We start from the raw sequence: 20441 nt of genomic DNA on the forward strand, positions 1-20441 counted from the left end.
TTTACTCAACACCCTAGTAAGGAATCGACTTTGAAATTTGTGGTTCTCGCTCTACTCGCTATTTTTGTGATTGTATTTATTCTCCGCGCCAATAATAACGCCAAAGCGGTTAAACAAAACCGTCAGTTAGGCCACGACTTTCTTGCTGAAAACGCTCAAAAAGACGGTGTAATAACCACAGAATCTGGATTGCAGTACCTAATCATTGAAGATGTTGTAGAAGGCGCTGAGAAACCTTCAGCAAACAGCACAGTAACCGTTCATTACCATGGAACTTTGTTAAGCGGCTTAGTGTTTGATAGTTCGGTAGAACGTCAACGCCCTGCTCAGTTCCCGCTAGGGCAAGTTATCGCGGGCTGGACCGAAGGCTTACAATATATGAGTGTGGGCGAGAAATTCCGTTTCTTTATTCCTAGCCAATTAGCTTACGGCGACCGCAGTGTGTCATCCATTCCAGCTGGCTCTACCTTAATTTTTGAAGTGGAATTGCTATCAATAGATAGTAAGTAAACTTATCGGATATTTCGGGTAAATGTAAAAAGCCTTGGCATGACCAAGGCTTTTTTGTATCAGCTTTCTTTACTAAGAACTGGCTAATGCTTGCTCAAAGTCATTGAGCAAGTCTTCAGTATCTTCAATACCAATTGAGCAGCGGATCATTGTTTCACTAATTCCCGAGGCTTGGCGTGCCTCTAAGCCCATTTCAAAGTAAATGGTTTGGGCAACAGGCAAGGCCAAAGTTCGGTTATCCCCTAAATGGGTCGCGTTAATTACGATATTGGTTTTATCCAAAAACTCTGTGCTGTTGATCCCATCAACTAAATCAAAGCTCACCAAAGCGCCATAGTGCTTAAACAAGTCACTGGCTCGTTGATGCTGAGGGTGAGAAGCCAAGCCTGGGTAATACACCTTAGCCACTTTAGGGTGCTCATCTAACATCTTGGCTAAGGCCAAGGCATTCGCACATTGGCGTTCCATACGCAGGGCCATGGTCTCTGCCCCTACCGACAATAAATGCGCAGCTTGCGAGCTCAAAGCGCCGCCAAAGTCTCGCAGGCCTTTTTTCTTAATTTGGTTAATGCCCCACATCTTAGGATCGCCACTGCGATAACCTTCAAAAATATTGGGATAAGCACTCCAATCAAATAAGCCTGTATCACTTACCGAGCCACCCAAGGCATTACCATGGCCGCCAACATACTTTGATAAAGAGGTAATGATTAAGCTCGCGCCTACCGACTTAGGCTGAAAAAGGTAAGAAGAGGTTAAGGTATTATCCACTACGTAAACCAAACCTCGTTGCTCACATAACTTTCCAATCCCCGCTAAATCAACTATCTGGGTGGCAGGGTTAGCAATGGTTTCGACAAATACCATTTTGGTGTTGGCTTGGCAAGCCTGCTCTACTGCGTCACAGCTTGTGGCATCCACTAAGGTCACCTCAATGCCATAGCCTTTTAGCGTGCCAAATATGCTGCTGGTGTTACCAAATAAAAAACGACTCGCTACGATGTGGTCGCCAGCCTTTAGCAAGGTTAAAAACACCGTACCAATGGCCGCCATACCGGTACCAAATACTAAGCTAGCAACACTTTCATCAAGCATGGCTATTTTGCGTTGTAAGTAATCGAGAGTAGGAGTTGATTGGCGTGCATAGGCATGGCCAACTTGCTTGCCTTGAAATACATCCACCAAGTCTTGAGTGGCAGCGTATCCATAAGGTACCGAGTTATGAATTGGCGCGTGAACAGCGCCTTCCTCTACGCCAGCTAAACGGTCGCAGTGAACCAGCTGTGTTGTGAATCCTTTAAAGCTCATAGGGCTACTTCTAGTAAAAACCAAGTGCCGCTATTATGCCTTAGCCAAGGTCTAAAAACGAGCAGCCCTCAGCCAGTGGCTCTAGCAAATTCTACTCAGCCCAAATACTTTGGCCTTTGGCAAACACTTGCTTGATCGCTAAAGATTGCTGGTCAAGAACTACTAAATCGGCGTCAAAGCCTACTGCTAATTGACCTTTATTTCTTAAGCCCAAAATCTTAGCAGGGTTACGACTAATCACCGACAGCGCAATGTCTAGAGGCACTTGATAAGACTGAACAGCTTCTTTAGCAGCCAGATATAAACTCTCTAGTTTTCCCGCTTGCATACCCACTAACTCACCAGCATCATCAAATAGCGGTAAACTCGCGTTAGCATCTGAGCTAAAGCTCACTCGTTGCCAATCTAAGCCCTTATCAACAATGGTTTTAAGCGCTTTAGGGCAGCTTACCTCGCCTTCTTCGATAAACTGCGGAATAGTGCTAGTGGTGAAATCGATAACACCGCCCTCACTCAAAAACGCGAGGGCATCGTTAAACAAGGCCTGATTACGATTACAATGGGTTGGATAGAGCTGGGTGATTAATAAATCAGATTGCTTAACAATCTCTCGCAGTAGATTTAATTTTCCTTTTCCATCACCAACGTGGAAAAAGCTAATACCCTTTTTACCCGACAATAGTCCGGCTACGCGCGCCTCGGCGGCCACTGCGGTAAAAGCTTGTACCGAGGCCTGACTGGCTCGATGATCAGCAATGGCTAGCTCACCTACACCTATCATCTCAGGAATTAATACAATGTCTTGCTCGATGCTTCCGGTGATGGTTTTAACCGGCAGATGATAGGAGCCGGTGTAGCAATAGCAGCTTAAGCCCATTGCACTTAATTCTCGTGCTTTACCTAATACTTGCGCTGGAGTGCGGGTAACACTATCGGTACCTAATGCGCCTACTAAAGTAGTAACACCAGTGGGTGCGGCATTTTCAAAACTAAGCTCTGCAGTGCGATGAGCAAAGCCCCCTTCACCACCGCCGCCGGTAAAGTGGACTAAGGCATCAACAAAACCAGGGGCTAGGATGCTACCTGATAAATCAATACTGTCTACTAAGCCATGACTGGCCTTAAGCTCAATATTCGGTGCAAGCTGCAAAATGCTACCATTAGCCAACAAAACATCCATTAAGCCTAGAGCTTCTGGTGCGTACACCTGTGCATTTTTAAGTAAAGTGAGCATAGCTATCTTCTTAATCCCAAACAAAAAAGGGGCCTAGGCCCCTTTGTAAAACTTAACTTAGCGGCCGTAAATGACGATGCCAGCGTTTTTCCCAATGCTTAAAGCCATATACCAGCAAAAAGGTCACCGATAAGTAGATAAGCGCTGCAAAAGTAAAGGCTTCAAATGGCGCGTAGTATTTAGCATATACATCACGGGCAGCACCGGTAAGGTCAATAATTGTTACCACACTCGCAATCGAACTAGCATGCAGCATAAAAATTACTTCGTTGCTGTAAGCGGGCAATGCTCGGCGAAGCGCACTTGGCAAAATAATCCTGCGCATCGCTCTACCATTAGACATACCGTAAGCTTTGGCAGCTTCGATCTCACCACGTGGCGTTGCAACAATCGCACCTCGAAAAATCTCGGTGGTATATGCCGCGGTGTTCAATACAAAGGCCAATAAACAAGGATAAAACGCTTCTCGCACTATCGGCCAAAACATTGAATCTTGAATACCCTCAATATAGGTCACGCCATAGTAGATGATGTATAGCTGAATCAGTAAGGGAGTACCACGAAATATATAGGTAAATACCCAAACACTGCGGCTAATTAAAAAGTTGTCGGAGGCACGCATAATGGCAAGGGGAATTGCCAGAATTAGGCCTAATATTAGCGACAAAAATACCAATTGAACGGTCATCACTAAACCGTCCCAGTACCCTAACACGGTGGTTAAAGTAAAAATGTCATTATTGGCGAGTAAGTTCTCGATAGTTTCATACATAATTAAGCGCTTACCTCACCGTGCCAGCACTAAAACGAATTTCTAATCGTTTTAGGAAAATTTCAGAAACACTAGTAAGTGCAAGGTATACAAAGGCCACTGGAATAAAGAACAAAAATGGTTCGTGTACCGCGCCTGCAGCTTCTTTGGCTAGGCGTACCATATCCGCTAGACCAATTACCGAAACCAGCGCTGTCGTTTTCACTAATACCAACCAATTATTTCCAATGCCCGGAATAGCGTGACGCATCATTTGCGGTACCGTAATACGACGAAATACCTGCAAGCTACTCATACCATAAGCTTTGCCTGCTTCAATTTGGCCGTTATCTACAGCGAGAAAAGCACCGCGAAAGGTTTCCGCCATGTAGGCACCAAAAATAAATCCAATGGTGGTTACACCCGCCACAAACTCATTGATATTGATGTAATAATCGATGTCAAAGTTGTCGTATAACCAATCAGAAAACACATTCATCATGATTTGAGCGCCAAAGAAAATAAGCAGCATTAACACTAAGTCGGGCACACCGCGAATAACGGTGGTGTAAACCACAGCAACGCCATTAGCAATACGGTTTTTTGATAAACGCGCCACCGCTGCCAACATGCCTAAAATTAGCGCTACAGCCAATGATAAGAAGGCAACTTCGATAGTGACAATCGCCCCCATAAATATTGAAGGGCCGTAACCATGAAGATCTAACATAATGAGTCTCTTAGAAAGTTAACCCGAGCTGGGCTCGGGTTAATGGTAGTGCAAGGCTTACTTCTTAATACTGTAATCGAAGTATTTTTCGTTGATTTTGTCGTATACACCGTTTGTTTTAACGGTAGCTAAGGCTTTGTTGAACATTTCAATTAGTTCGCCATCGCGCTTACGTGCAGCAACACCTACACCTTCACCTAGCTGTACGTTGTCGCCTAACACTTTAAAGTCTGCGCCTTTCTCAACTTCAATAATCGTGCTAACGCCTACAGGGAAATCGATAACTACAACGTCTAAACGGCCGCCGTGTAGATCAACCACTAGATCATCACCGGTAGTGTAACGTTTAATATCAGCTACTTTTGAGTAGTTGTCTGTTGCGTAAGTATCTTGAATAGTACCGCGCTGAACACCCACACGTAGGCCTTTTAAGGTTTCTGGTTTAGCTGGGTCAACTTCGCTTGCTTTAGGGCCAAAGAAACCGGTAGGTGTGTTGTAGTAAGGTTCTGAGAACAATACCTTTTTCGCACGGTCTTCGTTAATAGACATAGAAGAGAAAATTGCATCGTACTTACGTGCTAGTAGGCCAGGAATGATGCCATCCCATGCTTGAATAACCCACTCACACTTAACTTTCATTTCTTCACAAACCGCGTTACCTAGGTCAATTTCAAAACCAGTTAGTGAGCCATCAGGAGCTTTGTACTCAAACGGTTCGTAAGGCACATCTACAGCTAAACGAACTACTTCCCAGTCTTTTGCTTCAACTGCTGTAGTACTTAGTGCAATTGCACCAATCATCGCGACTAATGTTTTTTTCATTTTTTACTCCGTGTTGTTTGCTTTAAGCGAGTTAACGCTTGTCTTCCATAGTTATAATTTTAGTATTTTGGGGCTAGAAATTGTTTCATGCGCTCAGAATCTGGATTTTCGAATACTTTTTGTGGGGAACCACGCTCTTCCACTATGCCTTGATGGAGGAATAACACCTGATTGGATACGTCACGCGCAAAGGCCATTTCGTGAGTCACAACCAACATCGTGCGTCCTTCTTCAGCCAAACTACGCATTACTTTAAGCACTTCTCCCACCAATTCAGGGTCAAGTGCGGAAGTTGGCTCATCAAATAACATCACTTCAGGGTTCATTGCCAAGGCGCGCGCAATTGCAGCCCGTTGCTGCTGTCCGCCCGACATATGGGCTGGGTAGTAATCTTTTCGGTCGTGTAAACCTACGCGCTCCAACAAGCCTTCAGCTTGCTCGATGGCTTCTTTCTTGGGGATACCCAATACATGAACCGGCGCTTCAATGATGTTTTCTAATACGGTCATGTGTGACCAGAGATTAAAGCCTTGAAACACCATCGAGAGTTTAGAGCGAATTCGTTCAACTTGCTTATTGTCAGAGGGTAAACGCTCACCATTGCGTAGGTGCTTAAAGCCAATTTTTTCACTGTGAAGTGCGATATCGCCTTGAGTTGGGATCTCAAGTAGATTCATGCAGCGTAAAAAAGTGCTTTTGCCCGAACCAGAAGAACCGATGATAGAAATCACATCGCCTTTGTTAGCGGTAAGGTCAATACCTTTAAGTACTTCGTTATCGCCAAACACCTTGTGGATATTTGATGCTTCTAGTGCAGCCACATCACTCATATTTTATGTTTACCTTGTTAATGACTGCCTAAGCAACCAGCCTTGTTTCCTAAGGCGCGTAGTTATTGTTAAATAATTTGTTACACGTTCAACCCAACGAAAAGTATCATCGCGAAAGACAAAACTCAACATTTTATGGGGCAATTGGCGCTCTTATGATTACAAAACACCCTATTAAGCGATTTTATTAGCATCTTTATATTCAACCAGTCTGCATAGATACGCTATATAACGCCCGAGCAACGAATTTAATTTCAGTTTTAGAATTTTAGCTCGATATACATCAATAATAGGCCTTTTAGTTCAGTTTGCGGTTAGCGCCGCATTTGCTGTTGCGTAATTGTAAAATAGCACTCAAAGATTAAGCATAAATAAGTGAGCCAGCTCTCATTACTAAGCCCACTATTTTAGTAAGTAAATTACAGAATAAGGCCCATAACTTCGACTATGTTTCGCTTTACCCTGCAAATAAGTAGTAAAATTACACAAATTATGGGCTTTTTTGACACAGATCAAATTCCGGATCTTGCTTACTTTGATACAATTTTGCTATCAAAAGTAGCAGGTAGAAGTTGTGGTTAAGAACTACAAAACAAGCGGCCTAAGTATTACTAACAACAATATTCAAAATTGCCGAATTTTGTGTTTCTTTCATATTTCTTTAATACAGTTAATCACAACACTTTCTAACTTTAGCTGCATACTGTTAATTCACGTTTTATACTCACTATCCTTATATGTTGTTCGTCCCATTGAGACGATTATCGCGAGTGAGAAGGATCTCAGGCTTAGTAACACCTAATAAGCACCTGCGATTTACCGGTTTTTATATTTGTTTTTTGAGGAAACTATGTCTAGTAACAACCACCAGTCTCAAGACGAAGAACTGAGCTATTCAGAAGCACACCGCCCTGCTTCTGAGTTTGAAACTCGTTCCGACTACTTAGACCACGAACTAAAAATCATGAAGCCTCGCCGCTGGGGCTTAAATTTGCCAGGTCGTGACTTCCGCTTCGAATGGGAAGATTTGGTGCCAGCCATTGCCGGTACTATTGGCATTATTGCAATGTACTCAGCAGTAATGATGGCATGGGCAGATGGCCTAACCGAACGTTGGGACCACATTAATCTAGGTACCGAGTTTGCTATTGAGGTAGCTCGTGTAGAAATGCTTATCCCTGCGTTACTTTTCTGTGTATTAGCTTCGGGGATATTTAACCCGCGCGCTAACCTTGCAGGTAACCATGGTCCAATGATTCCATTGATTGGCGCCATCGCTTTAGCAGGTGCTCACCCGCTTGCATTAGCAATCTTACTTGGTGTGTTTGGTTTACTTCTTAGCTTCTTTAAAGGTGGCTCTAAACTGGTGAACTTAACCAGTGAAGGTGTTGCTGGCGGCTTGCTGGTGTTCCTTGGCTTTGGCGGCACCATGTCAATGATTGGTGACATTCAATCTTGGTCTAAAGGTCTTGAATCTGTTGATGCAGGTATTGCTGCAGGCGAGATGGGCTATGTAGGCTTAGTTGTTTTAGCCGCTACCATTGTATTGTATGCATTCTTAGCAAAAATCGGTAAACGTTGGTTAGCGATTCCAGCCTGTGCGGTTATGGGTCTAGCAATTGCCTTAGCATTTGGCGCAGGTTTTGACCTTACCTTTAAAACCGAGATGGGCCTACCTAATCTAAACCCAGTTTACTGGTGGGGCTCTACTGAGCAAGGTTGGCAGTTAGGTTTACCTAATATGGAACACTTTATCGCTTCACTACCGTTTGCAATTTTAGCTGTAGCGATGTGGTCACCAGACTTCCTAGGTCATCGTATTTTCCAAGAACTGAACTACCCACGCGGTACAGACAAAGTATTAATGGATGTTGATGACACCATGACTACTTGTTCAGTTCGCCAGATTGTAGGTACAGCTGTAGGTGGTGGTAACATTACTTCTAGCTGGGGTACTTACATGATTCCAGCCGCTATTGCTAAACGCCCAATTCCTGGCGGTGCAATTTTGCTTGGTTCACTATGTATCATCATTGCAATTTTAGGCTTCCCAATGGACGTTGCGGTTTGGCCTCCAGTAATGAAAATTGCTCTACTAGTAGGTGTGTTCTTACCGTTACTAGAAGCAGGCATGCAAATGATTAAAGACACTAAAGATTCACAATCTGCTGGTATCTGTATCTTTGCTGCAGCGGTAACTAACCCAGTGTTAGCTTGGGCACTAACTATGTTGTTAGATAACAATGGCTTAATTGGTGATAAAGAACGTCCGAAGAAGCTGTCTTTTGCAGACCGCATTATTATCCCTGCTACCGTATTATTGATTTGTTTTGTAGCCATGATGGCTGTAGGTATGCTGGAAGGTAAATACGGAATTCCAGCACTGTTGTAATTTAAATTTTTACCCCTTGGAACTAGCACTATACTTGTTCCAAGGGCTTAAGATAGTGGCTCTTTAGCTATCTGATAAACCATAGAATATTTATTTGTATACCAACTTATAGGTGGGACAAGAAATGGCAGAGAAGAACGATGTTTTTGCTAGTGCCTGGTCAGGTTTTAAAACCGGCGAATGGCAAAATGAAGTTAACGTTCGTGACTTTATTCAAACTAACTACACTCCATATGAAGGCGATGAGAGCTTTCTAGCTGGAGCAACCGAAGCTACGGATAAGCTTTGGGACAAAGTTATGGAAGGCATTAAAGAAGAAAACCGCACTCACGCGCCGGTAGACTTCGATACTTCAGTAATCTCAACCATTACTGCTCACGATGCTGGTTACATCAACCAAGATCTAGAGCAAATTGTTGGCCTACAAACTGAAGCGCCACTAAAACGTGCGATTATCCCTAACGGCGGTATTCGTATGATTGAAGGTTCTTGTAAAGCTTACGATCGCGAATTAGATCCAATGGTAAGCAAGATTTACACTGACTACCGTAAAACCCATAACCAAGGTGTATTTGACGTTTACACTGGCGCTATCATGAAGTGTCGTAAGTCAGGTGTACTAACTGGTTTGCCAGACGCTTACGGCCGTGGCCGTATTATTGGTGACTACCGTCGCGTAGCACTTTACGGTATCGACTTCTTAATGGCTGACAAAGTTAAGCAACACCGTTCTTTGGAAGGTGACTTTGTAAACGGTTCTGACCTAGCTTCTACCATGCAGCTTCGCGAAGAAATCAGCGAACAGCACCGTGCACTAGGCCAAATTAAAGAAATGGCAGCTAAATACGGCTGTGATATTTCTCGCCCAGCAGAAAACGCAAAAGAAGCAGTACAGTGGACTTACTTCGGCTACCTAGCTGCTGTTAAATCACAAAACGGCGCTGCAATGTCGTTTGGTCGTACTACTACTTTCTTAGACGTGTACATTGAGCGTGATATCGCTGCTGGCACACTAACAGAAAGCGAAGCGCAAGAATTAGTAGACCACTTAGTAATGAAGCTACGTATGGTTCGTTTCCTACGTACGCCTGAATACGATGATTTGTTCTCTGGTGACCCAATCTGGGCAACTGAGTCTATCGGTGGTATGGGTACTGACGGTCGTACGCTAGTAAGCCGTACAGCTTTCCGTTTCTTGAACACGCTATACACAATGGGTCCTTCTCCAGAGCCGAACATTACTGTTCTATGGTCTGAGCAACTACCTATTAACTTCAAGAAATACTGTGCCAAGGTATCTATCGATACTTCATCTATCCAGTATGAAAACGATGACCTAATGCGTACTGACTTCGACAACGATGACTACGCAATTGCTTGTTGTGTATCACCAATGGTTGTTGGTAAGCACATGCAGTTCTTCGGTGCTCGCGCTAACTTAGCTAAAACACTGCTTTACGCAATTAACGGTGGTATGGATGAGAAGCTTAAGATCCAAGTAGGTCCTGTTTCTGACAAGATCACTGACGAAGTTCTAAGCTTTGACGACGTAATGGGTCGCCTAGACACCTTTATGGATTGGCTAGCAGAGCAATACGTGACCGCACTTAACTGTATTCACTACATGCACGACAAGTACAGCTACGAAGCTTCATTAATGGCACTTCACGATCGTGACGTTCGCCGTACAATGGCTTGTGGTATTGCTGGTCTATCAGTTGCAGCTGACTCATTGTCTGCTATCAAATTTGCTAAAGTTAAGCCAATTCGTGACGAAGACGGTATTGCTACCGACTTTGAAATTGAAGGTGATTACCCTAAATTTGGTAACAACGACGACAGCGTAGATGATATTGCCGTTGACCTAGTAAACCGCTTCATGACTAAGATCCGTAAGCTTAAAACTTACCGTAACGCGATCCCTACTCAGTCAGTTCTTACTATTACTTCTAACGTTGTATACGGTAAGAAAACAGGTACTACTCCAGATGGTCGTAAAGCAGGCGCTCCTTTTGCTCCTGGTGCTAACCCAATGCACGGCCGTGATGAAAAAGGTGCGGTAGCGTCTTTAACATCAGTAGCTAAACTACCATTTGCTAACGCACAAGACGGTATCTCTTACACCTTCTCTATCGTGCCAAACGCACTAGGTAAAGATGACGATACTCAGAAGTCTAACTTAGCTGGCTTAATGGACGGTTACTTCTACCACAACGCTGACGTAGAAGGTGGTCAACACTTGAACGTTAACGTTATGAACCGTGAAATGTTAGTTGATGCGATGGAAAATCCTGAGAAATACCCTCAGCTTACCATCCGTGTATCTGGTTATGCAGTGCGCTTTAACTCGCTAACGCCAGAACAACAACAAGACGTAATCACTCGTACTTTCACACAAAGTATGTAATTGAACGTTAAGTAGTTCTGCTTAGCAGAGACTACGGTTATAATTAACCTTGCCCAAGTTTTTGGGCAAGGTTTTTTTTTGGAGAAACAAATGTCAAAGATTGGGCGAATTCACTCTACTGAGTCTTGCGGAACCGTTGATGGACCAGGGATCCGGTTTATTGTATTTATGCAAGGTTGCTTAATGCGTTGCCAATACTGCCACAACCGCGATACTTGGGATTTACACGACGGTAAAGAAGTTAGCGTTAGTGAGCTAATGAGTGACCTTACCCCTTATAGACGTTTTATGAATGCCAGTGGTGGTGGTGTAACAGCCAGTGGTGGAGAAGCGATACTTCAAGCTGAGTTTGTGCGAGACCTATTTCGAGAATGTCAGGCTCAAGGTATTCATACCTGCTTAGATACCAACGGTTATGTGCGTAAACATACCGAGGTCATTGACGAGCTGCTGGAAGTGTCAGACTTAGTGATGCTCGACATTAAACAAATACATGATGATGTGCACCAAGATTTGGTGGGCGTAAGTAATAAACGTACCTTAGATTTTGCTCGCTACTTGCACAAGGTAGGTCAAAAAACTTGGATACGTTATGTTGTTGTTCCTGGCTTTACCGACGACGAACAATCAGCACATGACTTAGGTGAATTTTTAGCGCCTTTTGATAATGTAGAAAAAATTGAATTATTACCCTATCACGAGTTAGGCAAGCACAAATGGACGGCCATGGGCGAAGATTACCCACTTGCTGGCGTTAAACCACCTAGCAAAGACACCATGGAAACCATTAGCGGCATCTTAAAGCAGTATCACGATAAAGTGATTTACTAATAGCCTCTCGAGAATAAGCTATACATGATTATTTGCCCTATATGTCAAAGCGCGTTGAGCCTTCAAAATAAACAATGGTCCTGTGATAAGGGCCATTGTTTTGATCAAGCTAAAGAAGGTTATACCAATTTACTGGCGGTTCAGCATAAACACTCTAAACAGCCAGGAGATAGTAAAGCCATGCTGCAGGCTAGGCAGCACTTTCTTAATCAAGGGCACTTTGCGTTTTTGGCAACAGCCATCAATAAGATGCTTAGCCAGTATTCTGCCCAAAACATTGTGGATTTAGGCTGCGGAGAAGGCTATTACACGCAAACTATTAGCAAACAACAAAGTAATGCCAACAGTGTTATCGGTATTGATATAGCAAAAGATGGTATTCGCATGGCAGCCAAACGCTGCAAGCAAGCACAGTTTTTTGTGGCTAGTAACCATCGACTTCCTATTGCAGATAACAGCATCGACTTTACCGTAAGGGTGTTTGCCCCCAGCGATAATCAAGAGCTATTGCGTATCAGTAAGCCCAAGGCTTACCTACTAAAAGTAGTCCCAGGCGCGATGCACTTATCTAAGCTACGCACGCTGTTATACAAAGACCTACAAGCTCACTCTGAACAAGCAGAAGACATGCCCGGATGGCAATTGTTAGAACAACAAAAAATTGCGCAGCTAGCTACCTTAAACCGTCCAGATATGAACGCCCTGTGCATGATGACTCCCTTCGCGTGGAAGAAAAATAAAGAGTTAGAACAGCACCTTAATTCGCAGGATGATTTCGAAATGAATTTTGAATTTGTGCTGCAAGTTTATCAACGGCAATAATATCGATACAAAGTAAACTAAAGCACCCACCCGAGTTACAAGCCAGATGGGTGCAATTACCTACACTACAAACACTGGCTTGTGCCACACATGCATATGCTCGTTGCCGACTGGCTGTTTAAACAATCAGTCGCCTGACTGCCAAATTCGTTTCGACACTGTTGAGTGTTATTGCACTGATCAACACTCACGTTGCTTACTGGCACAAACTCAATCCAATTTAGGTTAAGGGCACCCGTTTCCATGTGTACTCGTAGCTGCTGATTTGGCTCCCCAGAAAAATATATATTCTTCAAGGTTTGCGTTTGCCAATTCTGCCAACCGTCGGTAGCTTTAAAGTTCACACTACCTAAGGTGTTGCCGTCTATGTTTAGGCTAACCGATTTATCGCTTGTGCCGGCCGCTGCAAGTCTAAGATTCACATCGTAATTGCCTTGAGTAACATTGCTAATGGTGTATTGCAGCCACTCTCCAGCTTCTACCCAACCAACAAATTGTCCGCCACCAATATCTGCAGCATTGCCAATATCAACACCGTCACTACGGTATTGGCCACCCAAATTACTGGTATTACTATCAGAGTACCCTACCCCTTCGCCGCCATTATCATAATCTTCGGCTTGAATAAGGCCTGGAATAACATGCGTTTTGTAGGCTGTTCCGGTATTGCTCTCGAGTAACTCTGCGCTTAGCCAATTTAGATTAAATAGGTAGCCGCTTCCTCCAGTGAAATCTAAAGACAGCGTTTGCACTCCCTTGGCTAAAGTCACTTCCTGCTCAATGGTTTGCCAGTTTTGCCAAGCCCCAGTGCCCGGCACTGCCAGTGAAGCCAATGTGGAACTGTTGGTTTTAATCACTAAGTTTCCACCGTTGGTCGCCGAGGCAACTCGAAAACTAAGCTTATACTTCCCAGCTTGGGCAACATTAACTTTATATTCGGCAACATCACCATTTTCGATATATCCAATATTGTCACCACCGCCACTGTCTGAAGTGGGCTCGACTTGAATTCCACTTTGGTTAGAAAACTGCTCTGCTTCTATTTTCCCAGGAATCGAATGTTCGGTAGCAACTGGCGGCTCTGGTTCCCCAGGTACCAACTTCCATGTTTTAACCCAATCAACTTTCATCGCATTACGAGAGTCATCTTTAAGCGATTCAATTGTTGGGTAGCCCACCCATTGAGACGCTAGCGTTTCAGTATCAAAAATCATGTGTAGCTTTTCTTTAAAAGCCACCGATGGCTGGATCTCAAACACTTTTACCCCGTTATGGTAGAACCAAAGATTATTGGCATCTTTCCACCATAAGCCATAGCGATGAAACTCATCTCTACCTCGAGTCGCCATTTTGTAAGACTCAGGAATAGAAGCGCCAGATTGCTCACCATAAACGTGGGTATTAGCTTCATATAAAAAGGATTTAGTCGCATCAACATTGCCTTTGGTTGCGCGACCAATATGTTCAATCACATCAATTTCTGAGTATTTACCTATGCGAAACCAAAATGACGAACTCATTGCTGTGTCAGAAGCTTTCATAGAGGTTTCATAGTACCAACCAGGCTCTGCCAATTTCTCTTTTGATACCACCGCTGCCGCATCAACCCAAACCCTAGATTCAGGATCGGCTAATGGGGTATCTATTTGACTAGTGCTGCGCAAAAACAACACGCCGTCTTGCACAAAGGCATTCCCCTTTTTAAACCTTGAAGGATATCGGCCAGACCAAACTGGATGATAGTCATACCACTTATTAGAATCTAAGGAGTTTCCATTAAAGTTATCTGTTAACGCCTCTACCATTTCCCACTTGTATCCAGCAGGTGGTTCGACTGAAGGACTAGCTGGTGCAGGTTCAGCTATCACGTTACTAGACACTAATAGTGCACCAATAAGTGTGATTGATTGAGAAAAAGCACCGACGAATTTGGCTTTCATTGTTATAGCGCTCCGCTATTGTAGTTGTAGTTACCCTCTGCTTATTGGCCAGCCTCATCAGTATTTATTGATATGTCATACAATGTTAAAAACATTAACAAGTAATAAAGTGAATGTTGATTAGCCTAAGCAGCACCTAGATTCACCTAAAGCAAAAATGACAAAAACATCAATATAATTTGTTAACTCAACGCAAGAGATGGGAGCTAGATTAAATAATTCGACAGCCGAATAAATATTTACAAATAGCGACTAATGAATTGTCCAAAAGGCAGTTTCTTGGTGTTTAGCGATATACGTAAGTTGTTGATATTATTGTATAGCTAGCTAACGGGATTTAGGAAGAAAATGAACGAGAGGAATGAATATAAAAACACAATCAAGGAAGAAAAAACATACAAAGGAAATAGGCTCTGAAATTAGCGACAAAAAACCAACTGAACAAGAACAAAATACACTAGCGATCTTGCTCAATAAGCTCGATTAATTGTATTACAAATAAAGACTAGGAATAATCGTTAAAGTCGTCGGCTAACACAAAGCTTTTATCAAAACGTTTAAAGGCTTTTCGTAGTAAATCTGCTAATTCTGCATAACGGGGCTGAGTAACAGCCGGTGCAATACTTTCACCCGCTTCGGCCAACTTGTGATGCAGGTCACGATACCAGGTCGCAAGGCTCGGCGGCAGTTGTGAGTTAGCACGTTTACCTAGCCAATATAATCCGTGCAAAGGCATTAAAAATATCACCATCGCCATCATTACTGATTGTGGTAATATTTCAGTCAAATTAGCCATGTACGGCATCATTACCGTAACAACTGCAATCGCAGGCATGGTTTTCATCGCCAGTGAAGTAGCAAAAATAACGCGATTCTCAGGAAAGATAGGGGCCAGTACACGCTGATTAGGCCAGCGTTTCATGTATTCACGACCATCATTTAACATTTCAGAGAATTTGCCCATGGGCACCTCAACACTCAAAATTGACTTAAACCAATAAACTAGTAATTTTTTTACATTTTTGGCTAGTTATTAGTATGACATATATGAATAAAATTTGCTTTCGGTTATCATTGGTCCGGCAAACGGTTTCATATAAATCAGCTTATTTGTTAAGTGTAGCTTGATTGAGACCAAGGCACTAGGTCAAATCTAATTTGCCTTAGTCAGAGACTGAAAATCTGAAACAAAAAACGTGTCTCGCAATGCCCGACGTTTTTTCTTTCACTGTCTATAATTGAACAAATTCAACAACAGGTGTCTATAAATGAGCAACAAGCTGGTACTCGTTCTTAACTGTGGTAGCTCTTCACTTAAATTTGCAGTTCTTAATGCGTTAAGTGGCGAAGAGATTATTTCTGGTTTAGCGGAATGTTTTAATTTAGAAGATGCGCGCCTTAAATGGAAAGCGCAAGGTGAGAAAAACGAATCAAGCCTAGGCGCTTACGCAGCTCACCGCGAAGCCATCGAATTCATCGTAAAAAATATTCTAGAAGCTAACCCTGAAATCCTAAACGACATTGTTGCTATTGGTCACCGCGTTGTTCATGGTGGAGAAAAATTCACCAAATCAGCTATCATCGATGAAGCGGTTGTAGAAGGTATCGAAGAATGTTCTGGACTTGCACCCTTGCATAATCCAGCGGCTCTAATTGGTATTCGCGCAGCACAAGCTTGTTTCCCTAAGCGCCCACACGTTGCGGTATTTGACACAGCTTTCCACCAAACTATGCCAGAAAGCTCTTACTTGTACGCACTGCCTTACAAGTTATACCGCGAAAAAGGTATTCGCCGTTATGGCATGCACGGTACCAGCCACCTATTCGTATCGCGTGAAGCTGCTGCAATGTTAGAACAGCCAATCGAACAAACTAACGTTATTACCGCTCACCTAGGTAATGGCGCATCAATTTGTGCAGTTAAAAACGGTAAGAGCTTTGATACCAGCATGGGCTTAACTCCGTTAGAAGGCTTGGTAATGGGTACTCGCAGCGGCGACATTGACCCAGCCATTATCTTCCACCTTGTTGATCGCGAAGGTTACACCCTAAAAGAAGTTAACAACATGCTGCACAAGCAGTCTGGATTAATGGGCCTAACTGAAGCAAGCAGTGATTGTCGCTACACCGAAGAAGGTTATGGCGAAGGTAAAGAACCAGCCATTCGCGCCATGAACGTATTCACTTACCGCTTAGCGAAAAGCATTATGTCTTACGCTGCCTCAATGGACGGTAAGCTAGACGCCTTAGTATTTACTGGCGGTATTGGTGAGAACTCAGCGCTAGTTCGTAAACTAACCATCGAAAAACTAGCCCTGTTAGGCTTTAGCTTGGACGAGCAAGCAAACTTGGATGCACGTTTTGGTAATTCAGGTAATATTGGCACTAGCTCAAGTCGCCCAATCTTAGTTATTCCAACTAACGAAGAAATGGTAATCGCACAAGATGCAGTGGCATTAACTCAAGCTTAATGCAGATTCTTATCAAGGCTGAGTAATACTCAGCCTTGTTCTATCACTTAACTTAAGAGGTACAGCCGTGGCTCGTACAATTATGTTAATTCCAGTTGGCGTTGGTGTTGGTGTAACATCCGTCAGCCTTGGTATGGTTCGCGCTATGGAACGTAATGGCGTAAACGTAAACTTTTTCAAACCTATCGCACAGCCTAAAACCCGTGAGAAAGGTGCAGAACGTTCTACCGCTATTATCCGTCAAGCATCAAACATTATTCCTCCAGAGCCATTCACTCAGGCTTACGCAGAAAACCTCATCAGTGCTAACCAAATCGACGATTTACTCGAAGGCATTGTAGCGCGCTTTAATTCTGCAACTTCTGGTGCCGAAATTGTCGTAGTGGAAGGCTTAGTGCCTACCTCAGAGTCGCCTTACGCAACCAACGTAAACTACGGTATTGCTAAAGCGCTAGACGCAGACATGGTGTTTGTTACTAACCCTGGTAGCGATACTTCTCAGCAGCTAAAAGAGCGTATGGAAATTGCCTGTAACAACTTTGGCGGCTTGAAGAACAAACGCATTATCGGCTGCATTATTAACAAAGTTGGCGCGCCAATCGACGAGCACGAAATCACTCGTCCAGATCTGACTGAAATGTTCGATAACAAATCAGATCACTCTACCAACCTTGAAGTACTGCAAATGTTTGGCAAGAGCCCACTGCGTATCTTAGGTTGCGTGCCTTGGAATGCACCGCTCGTTGCGCCACGTGCTCGCGACTTAGCTAACCACTTAAATGCCACCATTATTAACGAAGGTGACATGGATACTCGCCTAGGTCGTGTGACCTTCTGCGCGCGCAGCATTCCAAACATGGTTGAACACTTTAACGCAGGCAGCTTGTTGGTAACATCTGGCGATCGCTCAGACGTAATTGTATCAGCCTGTTTAGCTGCCATGAACGGCGTTAAGATTGGAGCCCTGCTGCTTACTGGTGGTTACCAACCTGAGCCACAAGTACTTAAGTTATGTGAAGGTGCATTCGCGACAGGTTTACCTGTTATGCTTATCAATTCAAATACTTGGCAAACTTCATTAGCGCTACAGAGCTTTAATGCAGAAATTCCAGTAGATGATTCTCAACGCATCGAGTTAGTACAAGACTACGTTGCTGGTCACATTGATAAACATTGGATTGAGTCACTTACCGCTATCTCAGCGCGTGCTCGTCGCTTATCGCCACCAGCTTTCCGTTATCAGTTAACCGAAATGGCACGCAACGCTAACAAGCGTATCGTATTGCCAGAAGGCGAAGAGCCACGCACTATCGCAGCTGCAGCTATTTGTGCCGAACGTGGTATTGCTCGCCCAGTATTGCTAGGTAACCCAGAGGTTATTCAGCGCATTGCTAGCCAACAAGGCGTAGTGCTTGGCGAAAGTGTTGAGATTTTCAACCCGGTTGAAATTCAAGGCAAATACGTTGCACCAATGGTTGAGTTGCGTAAAGGCAAAGGCCTTACTGAAGTAGTAGCCAAAGAGCAATTAGAAGACAACGTAGTACTAGGTACTATGATGTTAGCTAACGATGAAGTAGACGGTTTGGTATCTGGTGCAGTTAACACCACAGCCAACACCATTCGCCCGCCGCTACAGTTAATTAAAACTGCGCCAGGTTACAACTTGGTGAGTTCTATCTTCTTCATGCTGCTACCAGATCAAGTATTGGTATATGGCGACTGTGCAATTAACCCAGACCCAAGTGCAGAACAATTGGCAGATATCGCCATTCAATCTGCAGAGTCTGCTGTTGCCTTTGGCATTGAGCCACGTGTTGCAATGATTTCATACTCTACCGGTAGTTCTGGCTCTGGCTCAGACGTAGAAAAAGTACGTGAAGCGACCAAAATTGCTAAAGAGCGCCGCCCTGAGTTAATCATTGATGGCCCGCTTCAATACGATGCCGCAATTATGGAAAACGTTGCTAAGAGCAAAGCACCTAACAGCCCTGTAGCAGGTAAGGCTACTGTGTTTATCTTCCCAGATTTGAACACCGGTAATACTACCTACAAAGCCGTTCAACGTAGTGCCGACCTAATCAGTATTGGTCCTATGCTGCAAGGCATGGCTAAACCTGTAAACGATTTGTCACGTGGTGCATTAGTAGACGACATTGTTTACACCATTGCACTAACCGCAATTCAAGCAGGCCAAAGCAAGTAAGTTATTGCTAAGCAATAAAAAAGCCGATCGTAAGATCGGCTTTTTTGTGTCTCTTTGTTAGTTTTCTAAATAGCTAGGCCAATAAGCAAGCCCTTTTCTTGCCAAACTTTTACCTTAACACCATCCACTTCTAATTCTTTTTGCTTAGTAATGTTTAGCCACTCTTCGGGCAACTTGGCTTGATAAAAGGTATGTACTTGCAGGCTTTGACGGTTTCTTACTTTTAGCTGAGCGGCAATACGGCCATCAATACTGCAGTAGCGCCCCCCCATTAGCTCCCATTTATCTTTATCTAATAATTGAGATTGAATGAGCTTAAAATCCAAACGGTTAAGATGCTTTTGAATATCATTAATTGATGATGACATAACTTCCATTTGCATTTGGCTGTTATGGTTATAGGCAATCTCTTTTGAAATAGCGGAATAGTTGATGCCGGCAAAGAAGGCCAAATAGATAGTTACGGCCAGCACACAAGAGACCGCGCTTGCCCAAGCCCATTGGCTAGCATCCATTTGCTTGCTTTTGGCTAAACCCTGCAATTTGTTAACTTGCTTCTTAGAAAGCTGCAGCTCTTGAAAGTAATCTCGAGTAAGTTGTTTGAAGCTGCCATCTTGCGCACTAAAGCTCATCTTAAGACACCTCCTCAATTAAGTGACCAAACTCATCACTTAAACGCTTTTTCAAGCGGGAAACGCGTGATAACAAGGTGCCTCGAGCAACTCCGCTAGTGGTGGCAATTTCTTGAATACTAAAACCTTCTACCGCCCATAAGTATAAAAGTTCGCGTTCGTCTTCAGACAAACGCTCCATCACTAAGCCAACATGTTGCTGGTCTATAAGTAGCAACTCCATGTCTTGTAGACTCTCTTCAACAATACTGGCATCAATGTATTGGTCCTCATCCACCACCAACTCCAGCTTTTTACGGCGAAAGTTGTCAATGAATTCGTTGCGAATAACTCGCATCATAAAGGGTTTAAGAGGTTCTGGAGGAGGATCTTTCTGCAGCACTTTTTCGCAGCAACTTTGCAATAGGTCATAAGCCTGCTCACTATTGTGACATAGTGAAAAACTATAGCGATATAACTGGTTAAGCAGCGCGTCCGAAAATACCGGTCGGGCTTTACGTTTAAACAATTTCAGCATGCTATCTTACTGCTAACTATCCAGCAGACATTCCTTTGTTA

General features: G+C 43.6%; 17 protein-coding genes. 7 read left to right on the forward strand and 10 right to left on the reverse strand.

The annotated features are described in order from the left end of the window. Positions 1 to 30 precede the first annotated feature (30 nt). Positions 31 to 510 carry an FKBP-type peptidyl-prolyl cis-trans isomerase gene (locus OAG1_RS14835; RefSeq protein WP_338621836.1) on the forward strand — a complete coding sequence of 160 codons (480 nt, stop codon included), beginning with the start codon at positions 31 to 33 and terminating at the stop codon, positions 508 to 510. Between the two features lie 72 nt (positions 511 to 582). Here the strand turns inward: OAG1_RS14835 and OAG1_RS14840 are convergent, their stop codons facing one another. From OAG1_RS14840 to OAG1_RS14865, 6 genes are all read right to left on the reverse strand, one after another. After that, a complete protein-coding gene (locus tag OAG1_RS14840; RefSeq protein WP_338621837.1) occupies positions 583 to 1818 on the reverse strand; it encodes a cystathionine gamma-synthase family protein in 1236 nt (411 codons plus the stop codon). A 91-nt stretch (positions 1819 to 1909) separates the two neighbouring features. Beyond that, complete coding sequence (gene iadA / locus OAG1_RS14845) at positions 1910 to 3052, reverse strand: beta-aspartyl-peptidase (RefSeq protein ID WP_338621838.1); 1143 nt, start codon at positions 3050 to 3052, stop codon at positions 1910 to 1912. 52 nt (positions 3053 to 3104) lie between these two features. Then, the gene (locus tag OAG1_RS14850) at positions 3105 to 3824 is read right to left on the reverse strand and encodes an ABC transporter permease (protein ID WP_338621839.1); all 720 of its coding nucleotides are present in this window, start codon (positions 3822 to 3824) and stop codon (positions 3105 to 3107) included. 10 nt (positions 3825 to 3834) lie between these two features. After that, positions 3835 to 4533 (reverse strand): ABC transporter permease, encoded by a 699-nt coding sequence (locus OAG1_RS14855; protein WP_016403706.1) that lies wholly within the window; start codon positions 4531 to 4533, stop codon positions 3835 to 3837. A 57-nt stretch (positions 4534 to 4590) separates the two neighbouring features. After that, complete coding sequence (locus OAG1_RS14860) at positions 4591 to 5355, reverse strand: transporter substrate-binding domain-containing protein (protein WP_016403705.1); 765 nt, start codon at positions 5353 to 5355, stop codon at positions 4591 to 4593. A gap of 59 nt (positions 5356 to 5414) precedes the next feature. Next, the gene (locus tag OAG1_RS14865) at positions 5415 to 6176 is read right to left on the reverse strand and encodes an ATP-binding cassette domain-containing protein (protein ID WP_304503125.1); all 762 of its coding nucleotides are present in this window, start codon (positions 6174 to 6176) and stop codon (positions 5415 to 5417) included. Positions 6177 to 7035: 859 nt separating this feature from the next. Between OAG1_RS14865 and OAG1_RS14870 the strand changes: the two genes are divergently transcribed. From OAG1_RS14870 to OAG1_RS14885, 4 genes are all read left to right on the forward strand, one after another. Then, positions 7036 to 8577 carry a DUF3360 family protein gene (locus OAG1_RS14870; protein ID WP_338621840.1) on the forward strand — a complete coding sequence of 514 codons (1542 nt, stop codon included), beginning with the start codon at positions 7036 to 7038 and terminating at the stop codon, positions 8575 to 8577. Positions 8578 to 8701: 124 nt separating this feature from the next. Beyond that, entirely contained in the window at positions 8702 to 10984 is a 2283-nt protein-coding gene (gene pflB / locus OAG1_RS14875; protein ID WP_016403701.1) for a formate C-acetyltransferase, read from the forward strand. 90 nt (positions 10985 to 11074) lie between these two features. Further along, positions 11075 to 11815 carry a pyruvate formate lyase 1-activating protein gene (pflA, locus tag OAG1_RS14880; RefSeq protein ID WP_040307632.1) on the forward strand — a complete coding sequence of 247 codons (741 nt, stop codon included), beginning with the start codon at positions 11075 to 11077 and terminating at the stop codon, positions 11813 to 11815. Positions 11816 to 11995: 180 nt separating this feature from the next. Then, positions 11996 to 12637: a methyltransferase domain-containing protein gene (locus OAG1_RS14885; protein ID WP_338621841.1), complete on the forward strand. Its 642-nt coding sequence runs from the start codon at positions 11996 to 11998 to the stop codon at positions 12635 to 12637. A 65-nt stretch (positions 12638 to 12702) separates the two neighbouring features. Here the strand turns inward: OAG1_RS14885 and OAG1_RS14890 are convergent, their stop codons facing one another. Together OAG1_RS14890 and yfbV are read right to left on the reverse strand one after the other, a co-directional pair. Beyond that, on the reverse strand, positions 12703 to 14577 hold the full coding sequence (locus OAG1_RS14890) for a carbohydrate-binding protein (protein ID WP_338621842.1): 1875 nt from the start codon (positions 14575 to 14577) through the stop codon (positions 12703 to 12705). A 505-nt stretch (positions 14578 to 15082) separates the two neighbouring features. After that, positions 15083 to 15541: a terminus macrodomain insulation protein YfbV gene (gene yfbV / locus OAG1_RS14895; protein ID WP_016403695.1), complete on the reverse strand. Its 459-nt coding sequence runs from the start codon at positions 15539 to 15541 to the stop codon at positions 15083 to 15085. Positions 15542 to 15845: 304 nt separating this feature from the next. Here yfbV and OAG1_RS14900 point away from each other — a divergent pair, with 304 nt between their 5' ends. Together OAG1_RS14900 and pta are read left to right on the forward strand one after the other, a co-directional pair. Next, positions 15846 to 17048 carry an acetate kinase gene (locus tag OAG1_RS14900; protein ID WP_338621843.1) on the forward strand — a complete coding sequence of 401 codons (1203 nt, stop codon included), beginning with the start codon at positions 15846 to 15848 and terminating at the stop codon, positions 17046 to 17048. Positions 17049 to 17115: 67 nt separating this feature from the next. Next, positions 17116 to 19251 (forward strand): phosphate acetyltransferase, encoded by a 2136-nt coding sequence (gene pta, locus OAG1_RS14905; RefSeq protein WP_040307631.1) that lies wholly within the window; start codon positions 17116 to 17118, stop codon positions 19249 to 19251. A gap of 65 nt (positions 19252 to 19316) precedes the next feature. Here pta and OAG1_RS14910 read toward each other — a convergent pair whose 3' ends face one another. Further along, positions 19317 to 19883, reverse strand: coding sequence for a hypothetical protein (locus tag OAG1_RS14910; protein ID WP_016403692.1), 567 nt, complete (start codon positions 19881 to 19883; stop codon positions 19317 to 19319). Position 19884: 1 nt separating this feature from the next. Beyond that, positions 19885 to 20400 carry an RNA polymerase sigma factor gene (locus tag OAG1_RS14915; protein ID WP_016403691.1) on the reverse strand — a complete coding sequence of 172 codons (516 nt, stop codon included), beginning with the start codon at positions 20398 to 20400 and terminating at the stop codon, positions 19885 to 19887. Positions 20401 to 20441 lie beyond the last annotated feature (41 nt).

Origin of the sequence: Agarivorans sp. OAG1, from assembly GCF_037076485.1 — a bacterium.
Classification (GTDB): Bacteria; Pseudomonadota; Gammaproteobacteria; order Enterobacterales; family Celerinatantimonadaceae; genus Agarivorans; species Agarivorans albus.

Excerpts from the sequence above, each read along its gene's own strand:
- OAG1_RS14840 (WP_338621837.1), bottom strand. The coding sequence starts at position 1,818 with ATGAGCTTTAAAGGATTCACAACACAGCTGGTTCACTGCGACCGTTTA.
- iadA (WP_338621838.1), bottom strand. The coding sequence starts at position 3,052 with ATGCTCACTTTACTTAAAAATGCACAGGTGTACGCACCAGAAGCTCTA.
- OAG1_RS14850 (WP_338621839.1), bottom strand. The coding sequence starts at position 3,824 with ATGTATGAAACTATCGAGAACTTACTCGCCAATAATGACATTTTTACT.
- OAG1_RS14855 (WP_016403706.1), bottom strand. The coding sequence starts at position 4,533 with ATGTTAGATCTTCATGGTTACGGCCCTTCAATATTTATGGGGGCGATT.
- OAG1_RS14860 (WP_016403705.1), bottom strand. The coding sequence starts at position 5,355 with ATGAAAAAAACATTAGTCGCGATGATTGGTGCAATTGCACTAAGTACT.
- OAG1_RS14870 (WP_338621840.1), top strand. The coding sequence starts at position 7,036 with ATGTCTAGTAACAACCACCAGTCTCAAGACGAAGAACTGAGCTATTCA.
- pflB (WP_016403701.1), top strand. The coding sequence starts at position 8,702 with ATGGCAGAGAAGAACGATGTTTTTGCTAGTGCCTGGTCAGGTTTTAAA.
- pflA (WP_040307632.1), top strand. The coding sequence starts at position 11,075 with ATGTCAAAGATTGGGCGAATTCACTCTACTGAGTCTTGCGGAACCGTT.
- OAG1_RS14885 (WP_338621841.1), top strand. The coding sequence starts at position 11,996 with ATGCTGCAGGCTAGGCAGCACTTTCTTAATCAAGGGCACTTTGCGTTT.
- OAG1_RS14890 (WP_338621842.1), bottom strand. The coding sequence starts at position 14,577 with ATGAAAGCCAAATTCGTCGGTGCTTTTTCTCAATCAATCACACTTATT.
- yfbV (WP_016403695.1), bottom strand. The coding sequence starts at position 15,541 with ATGGGCAAATTCTCTGAAATGTTAAATGATGGTCGTGAATACATGAAA.
- OAG1_RS14900 (WP_338621843.1), top strand. The coding sequence starts at position 15,846 with ATGAGCAACAAGCTGGTACTCGTTCTTAACTGTGGTAGCTCTTCACTT.
- OAG1_RS14910 (WP_016403692.1), bottom strand. The coding sequence starts at position 19,883 with ATGAGCTTTAGTGCGCAAGATGGCAGCTTCAAACAACTTACTCGAGAT.
- OAG1_RS14915 (WP_016403691.1), bottom strand. The coding sequence starts at position 20,400 with ATGCTGAAATTGTTTAAACGTAAAGCCCGACCGGTATTTTCGGACGCG.